The organism is Candidatus Atribacteria bacterium (assembly GCA_011056645.1).
Lineage (GTDB): Bacteria > Atribacterota > Phoenicimicrobiia > Phoenicimicrobiales > Phoenicimicrobiaceae > Sediminicultor > Sediminicultor quartus.
Window position 1 is genome coordinate 1 of sequence record DSEL01000206.1, and the last position, 2,957, is coordinate 2,957.

3 protein-coding genes are annotated in these 2,957 nt (G+C 39.1%); all 3 read right to left on the reverse strand.

The window, feature by feature from the left end; all coding sequences use genetic code 11:
• Positions 1-436 (reverse strand): YeeE/YedE family protein (locus ENO17_09575; GenBank protein HER25281.1); only part of this gene is annotated, 436 nt, incomplete at its 3' end.
• A gap of 71 nt (positions 437-507) precedes the next feature.
• Positions 508-1,014 carry a hypothetical protein gene (locus tag ENO17_09580; protein HER25282.1) on the reverse strand — a complete coding sequence of 169 codons (507 nt, stop codon included), beginning with the start codon at positions 1,012-1,014 and terminating at the stop codon, positions 508-510.
• A gap of 83 nt (positions 1,015-1,097) precedes the next feature.
• Entirely contained in the window at positions 1,098-2,462 is a 1,365-nt protein-coding gene (locus ENO17_09585) for an MBL fold metallo-hydrolase (protein HER25283.1), read from the reverse strand.
• Positions 2,463-2,957: the final 495 nt, after the last annotated feature.

The following is a 2,957-nucleotide window of genomic DNA, read 5'->3' on the forward strand; positions in this document are numbered from 1 at the left end:
CCATCCAGGGATTCACCTTAAAATACTCAGGAATGGTGATGTTACCAAACCATCCTTTTTTTAAAACACCCTGCAAACTGGGATAAAGATGAGCAAAAATTCCTGAACCAACTAAAATCCCGATTAGACCACCGAATAAGGCATCCAGATTACCCTGGCCAATCGCCGCAGATATGGTTCCTGGACAATAACCGAGTACCGCAAAACCCACACCAAATATCAACCCACCAATAACGGTCATACCCATTGAACCCGGTTTAGGATGAAGTTGGACCAAGCCTAACCCCTTCAGAATATAAATACCGATCATTCCGATAACCACGGCAGATAGCATAATTTTAATGACGGTAAAATCTTTTAGAAGCAGCTGCCCCAGGATAATATCATATTTTCCTGCCCCTCCCTTCTGCAGAAGGAAACCAAAAATAATTCCCATAACCAAACCAAGAATAAGCTGAGTCTGTTTTTTTAAATGTAATTTTTTTAGCACCTCTAACCTCCTATTCCCTAATAGATCAAGTAGGCAGCGAATATACCACTGGCAAAAAAGAAAATAACAGCAATCCAGCTGCTTACTGCCAGTTGAAGGGTACCACTAATACCGTGACCACTGGTACAACCACCAGCCCATCTCGCTCCAATTCCCATAAGAATACCACCCAGGAAAGCAGTAAGTATTCGAGGAAATACCTGAAGTCCGAACCTGGCTATCCATATGGATGGAAGCCACTTTAGCTGGAACTCTCCGGAAAGGGTAGCTGAACAAAACGAACCAATAATTATCCCCAAAACAAACATCCACTCCCAGTCAATTTTAGCAGGAAATTGCTGGTAATAGAGTTGTTGATCGACAGACCTGCCGGTCAGAGCTTGTTCAATCATGCCACTGGTCCGGGTAAAAGCAGTTGAACAACCGATTGGTTTATCGGAAAGCAAAAAAGTAAACCAGCTTAGTACCCCTATTCCTGCTCCCACCCAATAAGGTGACCATAATTTTAAAGAAAGAAAATCCATTTTAAATTTCTCCCTCCCCTTTATTATGATTATTTTCGGTGCAATTTACCTCGATAAGGCAAACTTCCCGATTTTTTTATCATCTACCGATTTTCAGTAAACTTCCTTACACCCGTCATTCCACCGGCTACATTAATCAGACGATAAAAACCTTTTTGCAGCAATATTGATATGGCCAGACTCGAACGATGACCGGTGCTACAGATGACATAATATTCCTTCTCTTTATCAAGTTCTTTATAACTTTCCCTGAGATCAGGCGCAGAAATATTGATTGCTCCTTCAATATGATATTCCTTAAATTCATAAGGAGCACGAACATCCAAAATATGAATGGCTTGGTTATTTCGAATATGTTCTAATTCCATAGCAGAAATCTGATAAATATATTGAGTGGGAAGACCATGTTTTGCCCACTCAAACAGTCCACCTTCCAGAAATCCCACCACATTATCCAGACCAACTCTTCTTAACCATATCGCTACTTCTTCCCCATCAACTCGAGAAGGTGTTACCAAAATAATTTTTTTCTCCGGAGGTATGACCCATCCGGCGAAAGTCGGGAAATTACCATCAAAATCAATTCCGTATGAACCGATAATATGCTGGCCTCCAAAGGCATCATAGCTGCGGCAATCGAGTATCGCATAATCCCTTGATTCGGCTAATTCAGCGAACTTCAAAGGTTTTAAAGAATTAATTTTATCCAAGTTACGAACTAATTTAGGGCCTTTTCGATTAATATCGCTGCATCGACCGAAATGATCGGGTACCGGAGGCATTTCATGGGTCAGAGAATCACTAAACTCTTCTTCTGAGTTAATCTGTAATGCTTTATTATATATCTTCTCATATCCGATGGTACTTGTTCGTTTAGCACCCATAGCTCGTCCGCAGAGGGAGCCTGCTCCGTGTGCTGGCAGAATTTCACAAAAAACCGGCAATTCCTTTAATTTTTTAAGACTGACAAATAATTGGGAAGCCAATTCTTTTACCTTCTCCGGGAAAAGATCGGGTCTGCCTACATCTCCCACAAACAGGGTATCGCCACAGAAAACGACTACCGCTTCCTTTCCTCTTGATTCATCTGCCACAACATAAGAAAGGTGTTCCGGTGTATGACCTGGTGTCTCAATCACCCGGATAACCACATCATCAATCTTAAATTCATCTCCTTCTTGCAAAGGCTGGTGTTTAAATTGACCATTGGCTGAAGCAGGGATATAAATTTTTGCCCCGGTTTTTTCCGCCAGATCAAGGTGACCTGAAACAAAATCAGCGTGTAGATGAGTCTCTAAAATATGGGTAATTTTAAAACCCATTCTTTTTGCTCCCTCAATATAGACATTGACATCACGTCGAGGGTCAACAATAGCACAATTTTCTTTTCCACCTAAAAGATAAGAGCTATGGGCAATTTTTGGTACATGAAATTGTTCGATATACATAAAATCCTCCTTTTGAACGCTATAGTTAAATAAAATATAGGGGATAAATCTTTTTTATTCTGAACACCCTTCTTAAATCCTTCTAATTAAATCCTTTAAGGCGCTATCATTAAATAACTTTCCTCTTAATCTTCTCGTTAAGCTTTTCCAGAGGAATTTCTAAGGGAAGGTGGAAATGAGAAGTGGTAGACCATAAGACATTTTTATAGTTGATTATTTATACTCTGACCATAAATAAAGGATAACTTAAATGAGAATAACTGTCAATAATAACAAATTGACCGTCTATTTTCAGTCTATATTGACAGAACAAGTAAAATTGATTATAATTTTGTTAGTAGTTTAGTAATTTAGTAATTTTGTAATAATTTCAGGAGGTAATACAATGAAAATACCGACTACTTTAAGACATAAACCAGTTATTGTATCAGAAAATTATGAAAATGTTGACGGCAGATATGCCTACCATTCAGACGCAAAAGGTCTTTCCTTAGG

What these genes read in the sequence shown, in the direction of transcription:
- ENO17_09580 (HER25282.1), bottom strand. Translation starts at nt 1,014, where the DNA reads ATGGATTTTCTTTCTTTAAAATTATGGTCACCTTATTGGGTGGGAGCA.
- ENO17_09585 (HER25283.1), bottom strand. Translation starts at nt 2,462, where the DNA reads ATGTATATCGAACAATTTCATGTACCAAAAATTGCCCATAGCTCTTAT.